The sequence below is a fragment of the Undibacterium sp. JH2W genome (assembly GCF_049340425.1).
Lineage (GTDB): Bacteria > Pseudomonadota > Gammaproteobacteria > Burkholderiales > Burkholderiaceae_D > Undibacterium.
On the sequence record NZ_JBMPOT010000048.1, the window covers coordinates 1 to 5,320 of the forward strand.

Below are 5,320 nucleotides of genomic sequence, written 5' to 3' on the forward strand. Positions count from 1 at the left end.
CTTTTATAACCGCCAGCGACGTCACTCGCGTCTTGGCAATATATCGCCAGCCTTATTTGCTGAAAATTTTAATCGGCACTCACAGGCAGCTTAGAACATGAGTGTCCGCTATTGACAGTACACCTCAATCAGCTCTGGGTGCGTGAATCTTTTGGCTTCGTCTCTTATTCGCTTAATGAAGATGATGAAATCATTGACTGGGTACCTGACAGATCAGCGATTGAAATTGCTGAGCTTAAGTTTGGAAGCGGCTATTACTCAGGTCACGTCATTTTCGCCGCAGACGGCTATTTTGAATGGTATGTGGAAGAGGTAGAAACGCAATCATGCTGGAAACCATCCATTCACATGCCACGGGCGGCCAGTCGTATCCAACTTGAAATCACTGGCGTCCGCGTCGAGCGCCTGAACGACATCTCCGACAATGACGCCTACGAAGAAGGCGCTCAGTTATAGGCAACTGAGACAGTTGGAGATGGCGATAAATTCAACAACATAGTTTCCGCCTACAAAGATCTTTGGGAATCCCTCAACGGTGCCGGGAGCTGGGACGCAAATCCATGGGTGTGGGTAATTGAATTTAAGAGGATAAAGCCATGATCAACACCATTCCCCCAATCACCGAGCCAATGGGCCGGAGCTGGAGACAGCCAGCGCCTTCTTCCATCTTGATCGATGACAGACATGCGCTGCTGACTCCTGATGCATTCTCATCACTCTCAGAATACTCAAGCTCGATGCCGTCAGGTGTCTACCCTGGGAAAATGTGGAAGCGCCACGATGGCGCATTTGATCGTCACTGCAGGCCCGAAGACAGACAGTGGCTGCTTGTCTGGTATGGCGAATGTGACGATCCAAAGCTTTGCTCAATCAACAAAAGAATCATTTTACTAAGTAAAGGCCAGTTACCATGAGCGAAAACACTAAAATAGAATGGTGCGACCACACCTTCAACCCCTGGGAAGGTTGCCAGAAGGTCGGCCCAGGCTGTGACCACTGCTATGCAGAGACGCGCAATGTTCGTTATGCTGGCGGCACTGCCATCAACTGGGGCCCAGGGGCGCCACGTCGATTAACTAGCCTGGGCAACTGGAACAAGCCGGTGCAATGACACCTGCGGCATGATGAATTCTTTAAAGAGCATGGCCGCCGTCAGCGCGTATTCTGCACAAGTCTGACAGATGTGTTTGACAAAGCTGCAAATCCAGAATGGCGTGCTGAACTATTCACTCTAATCCGTGCTACGCCTCATCTTGATTGGTTGCTACTGACGAAACGAGTTGGTAACGTTGTGGCATTGACAGAAGCCGCTGGCGGTTGGCCTGCTAATGCTCAGTTGGGCATAACCATCTGCAATCAGGACGAAGCAAACCGCGAGATTGCACGTGGTTTGGCAATTAAAGGTGTTCTTAATATTGCCACTCTTTTCTTGAGTATGGAGCCGCTTCTTGAGCAGATCAACTTGAGAAATCTTTTCATTGGGAATCAAAGCAGGCTTCATTGCCTTTGGGGAATCGATTCCGAGCACGATCAACTTGATGCCTTACACCCAGCTCTACGTTCACAGATTGACTGGGTAATTGTAGGGGGCGAGTCTGGCCCCAATGCCCGGCCCATGCGCCCTGTTTGGGTTCGTTTTCTGCGTGACCAGTGCGCCGATGCGGGCGTTCCATTCTTGTTCAAGCAATGGGGAGAATATGGTCCTGTAGACAGTGAAGCATACTCATCCTGCAGCCCAGGTGATCCTCAAAGCGACGGATTGTTTGGCACCGTTTTTACTGTACCCCGTGGTACACGGAACATCAAATACGTAATTCCAGTTAAGAAAGTAGGCAAGAAAGCCGCTGGCCGCCTGCTTGATGGTGTTGAGCACAATGGATTCCCGGAGTGATACGCATGGAACAACTCTACTACTTGCAGGACTCCCGCTCGCTGACTGGCGCTTGCATGATGTTTTGGGCGCAGGACGGCAAAGGCTACACGAGCGACCTGCGCAAGGCTCATGTCTACACCAAGGACGAGGCCGTCAGCCAGCACCGTTCCCGAGAGGCGGATATTCCATGGCCCAAAGCATACATCGATGCCCACAAGCACAGGGCTGTTGACCACCAGCACCTGAAGGACGATGAGACGACGCCGTACTTTGCAAACCCTGACTGCGTTTTCGTCTTTCAGGTAGACGGGTTTTGGAACGGAAACGACGTGTATTGGCAGTACGATGAAGGAAACCCGCCCGGCCCGAATTTTAACAAGGCCATATCAGAAAGATATTTGCTGCCACGGCTCATTCCCTGGCCTGCAGACTACATAGAGACCAAGGCCCGGCCAGTTGTTCACATTCATAACGTATCACTCAAGCAGGCGCTAAAGGGCACGGGCATTACCATCATTAAGCCCCAAAAGCACAGAGCGCCTCCTTTGCGTTGCAGTGGCTGCAATCGCTTCATGTCGCTGCACCAGTTTTGGTCAGGCGATTGTAGGAAATGCGGGATGGATAGCAGGCCATAACGAAAAAATAAAAGGACTATTATGACAACAATTACCGATTCTCCAGGCCTCGCCCAAAGAATCTGGCCCGAAGGAAAAACCAAGGTCTCATTCATGTGCTTGAGTATTGAGGGTTTCATGCGCAATTACAAATTCCCAAAGGGCTGGGACTGCTTTGAAAAGACCGATGGTTCGCCAATGAGCCCTGGCCAGGCCTTTACGTTGCTGAGCCAGCACCAAGCAAAAGGGCACAAAGTTATATCGATCAGCCATGAGTGCGACAACCCGTGCAAGCATACAGATCAGGGTTGCACTGGCTTTGATTACGAAAACGGGTGTCCAGGGCCTTACAAGAATGAGTCTAATAGGAAGGATGCATTATGAGACAAGACGTAGTAGCGCGATATAGCCAGGTAGCTCAGATCTTGACGAACAAGTGGCTTTTCATTGAGGACATCATGTACGAGCTGCGTACCTCAGAGAACTATGCACTCAAGCTTATCGGCGACCTTGTTTTTTCCGGCCACGTGATACAGCATGCCATTCCTACTGCCCGAGGTCGTAACCGGACGCAGTTTAGCTGGCATAGTGGCAAACCGGTGCCCCCGATGTACACACGACAGTTCACTCCACCACTTGAGGATATCAGGCGAACTGATCCTCTGATGATCGCTCTTTATGGTCAAGGGACAACAGCCAAGGTAATGTCAGGAGGTTAGAAATGAGCATGTTTTTAAATTCAGATGAAATTGCAACGCTTACTGGCAGGAAGGTAAAGAGTAAGCAAATCGAGGCGCTGCGTGCCATGGGATTGCCGTATAGGGTCAATGCGACTGGTCACCCTGTTGTAACCACCGCGGCAGTAGAAGGATAGAAAAACACACCCCAAGATGAAAAAAAAAGGGTGCCAAACGTGATGAAAGCAGCATAAGAAATGGGCAGAGCTTACCAAGACAAACGAGCCGGTGAGCCAGTTGATCACATTTAGGTATGCTGCAGAAGGTTATATCCGTGATCGCCTTCCGGCAAAAGCCGAACGTACACAGAAAGACAATTTGCATGAATTGAAATGGCTGTACAAGTTTTTCGACAATCCACCGTCACCATTAGAGCAAATTGATCCTATACACGTCAGGCAGTACATGGACTGGCGAGTTAGCGCCAAAGTCCGCGCCAACAGGGGAAAAGCGCTGTTCTCTGCAATCTGGAACTATGCCAGGGAGAAAGGGCTGACAAACCGAGAGAACCCTTGCAAAGGTGTAAAGAACTATAAGGAGAAAGGCCGGGACATTTATATTGACGACGAGCTATTGGATTTGGTGTACAAGTTTGCAGAAGTCCCGCTGCAAAATGCTCTTGATCTTGCATATTTAACAGGCCAGCGCCCTGCTGACGTGTTAAAGCTAAAGCGTTCGGATGTCAAAGACGGTGCGCTGTGGATTCGTCAAAACAAGGGAAGTGCAAAACTTCGAATTAATATCGAAGGCCTTCTTGATGATGTGATGAAAAGAATAAGTAGTGCAAAAGTGATGAGCCTTAAATTACTTAACAATGTCAAAGGTGAGCCATTGACTAAGTACATGCTTCGCGGAGCATTTGACCGTGCCAGGGCGGCAGCAAAAGAAGCGCATCCTGAGATTGAAAAGGAAATCAAGGCTTTCCAATTTAGAGATTTACGTGCAAAAGCTGGTACTGATAAAGAAGAAAGTCAGGGCATGAATGCTGCTCAAGCGCAACTTGGGCACACAACTCCGACCATGACAGCACACTATGTTCGACATCGAAAAGGCAAACTTGTAAACCCGACAAAATAATTTTTGCGGAACTCGTCTGTTTTTGCGGAACTTTAGAAATTGAAAAAGTTAGTGAATCCTATCAAGGAAATGTAATTGTGGTGCCGAGGCCGGAATCAATAATTTAAATTTTCCCCAATAAAATCAAATACTTCTATTATTATCAAGTAACACATACCGTCAAAAATACCGTCAAAAAAATTTTCAACCCGATTTAGATAAGACTTTTTTTCAAAATCGAATGGCATGAAAAATTAGTTACTGCTTCCAAAGACTTGTAATTTTTTCGAAATCTACATCGACCCAGGCTTTTGACCACTCAGTAAAAAAGGAAATGTCGGTTGAGTTTGGTTTCGCTTCGCACTTGTCGATAATAACAGTGGATGGAACTATTATTGAGTCCCCAATCAACAAAGCTTCGCCGGACTGCAACGCGGGCAGGCTTGCAATGAGGTCTCCGGATGTATCAGGTAATAATTTTTTTACATAGCCTTGATCGTCCGGATTGGTAAGCCGCATGGCGATAAAATTGCTACATTGGGAAAATATAGTTTCAGAAACTTCTGACGGCCTTTGGCTTACTATTCCCAAAGTCACACCGTATTTTCTACCCTCCTTTGCAATTCTTTCTATTGCCGTTTTAGAGGCTCGATATTTTACGAGATCACTTCTAGGAACATATTTGTGAGCCTCTTCATAAACAAGCAAAATCGGTGTTTCACAATCGACACCTCCGGCAAGCTTACGTTTATAAAAGTAACCAAACTCGAAAATCAAGCGAGAAATAAACGATACGGTGATGCTAAGAACCTCGAATGGAATGCCGCTTAGATCGATTACAGTTACGTTTGCATTCTTTGTTGGCTCGTATCCTAAGAATTGCTTTAGTACTCCTTCAATCGTCATATCATCGACTGAGGTATCCTGACTTTTTCGGACATTCCTGTTTGTTAAAATAAACGATCAGGAGAAATAATGAAACAGAAAAAAAGATATACCCCGGAATTGCGGGAAGAAGCGGTGAAACTTGTATTGGCGCA

At 47.3% G+C, this 5,320-nt stretch carries 7 protein-coding genes and 1 pseudogene; 7 read left to right on the plus strand and 1 reads right to left on the minus strand.

The window, feature by feature from the left end; translation table 11 throughout:
• Positions 1 to 111 precede the first annotated feature (111 nt).
• The 7 genes and pseudogenes from ACO0LC_RS28945 to ACO0LC_RS28975 all read left to right on the plus strand — a co-directional run bounded on the left by ACO0LC_RS28945 (position 112) and on the right by ACO0LC_RS28975 (position 4,301).
• Positions 112 to 456 (plus strand): hypothetical protein, encoded by a 345-nt coding sequence (locus ACO0LC_RS28945; protein WP_423009690.1) that lies wholly within the window; start codon positions 112 to 114, stop codon positions 454 to 456.
• A gap of 140 nt (positions 457 to 596) precedes the next feature.
• The gene (locus ACO0LC_RS28950; protein ID WP_423009692.1) at positions 597 to 914 is read left to right on the plus strand and encodes a hypothetical protein; all 318 of its coding nucleotides are present in this window, start codon (positions 597 to 599) and stop codon (positions 912 to 914) included.
• A pseudogene (locus ACO0LC_RS28955) lies at positions 911 to 1,891 on the plus strand (phage Gp37/Gp68 family protein). The gene ACO0LC_RS28950 and the pseudogene ACO0LC_RS28955 overlap by 4 nt, the downstream one beginning before the upstream one ends.
• Positions 1,892 to 1,896: 5 nt before the next feature.
• Entirely contained in the window at positions 1,897 to 2,508 is a 612-nt protein-coding gene (locus ACO0LC_RS28960; RefSeq protein WP_423009694.1) for a hypothetical protein, read from the plus strand.
• 21 nt (positions 2,509 to 2,529) lie between these two features.
• Positions 2,530 to 2,871, plus strand: coding sequence for a hypothetical protein (locus ACO0LC_RS28965; protein ID WP_423009696.1), 342 nt, complete (start codon positions 2,530 to 2,532; stop codon positions 2,869 to 2,871).
• Positions 2,872 to 3,208: 337 nt separating this feature from the next.
• Positions 3,209 to 3,361 carry a DUF4224 domain-containing protein gene (locus tag ACO0LC_RS28970; RefSeq protein WP_423009698.1) on the plus strand — a complete coding sequence of 51 codons (153 nt, stop codon included), beginning with the start codon at positions 3,209 to 3,211 and terminating at the stop codon, positions 3,359 to 3,361.
• A gap of 91 nt (positions 3,362 to 3,452) precedes the next feature.
• Positions 3,453 to 4,301, plus strand: a complete 849-nt coding sequence (locus tag ACO0LC_RS28975) for a tyrosine-type recombinase/integrase (protein WP_423009700.1) — start codon at positions 3,453 to 3,455, stop codon at positions 4,299 to 4,301.
• Between the two features lie 237 nt (positions 4,302 to 4,538).
• On the opposite strand, the gene ACO0LC_RS28980 is transcribed toward ACO0LC_RS28975, so the two are convergent.
• Entirely contained in the window at positions 4,539 to 5,186 is a 648-nt protein-coding gene (locus ACO0LC_RS28980; protein ID WP_423009702.1) for an ATP-binding protein, read from the minus strand.
• Positions 5,187 to 5,320: the final 134 nt, after the last annotated feature.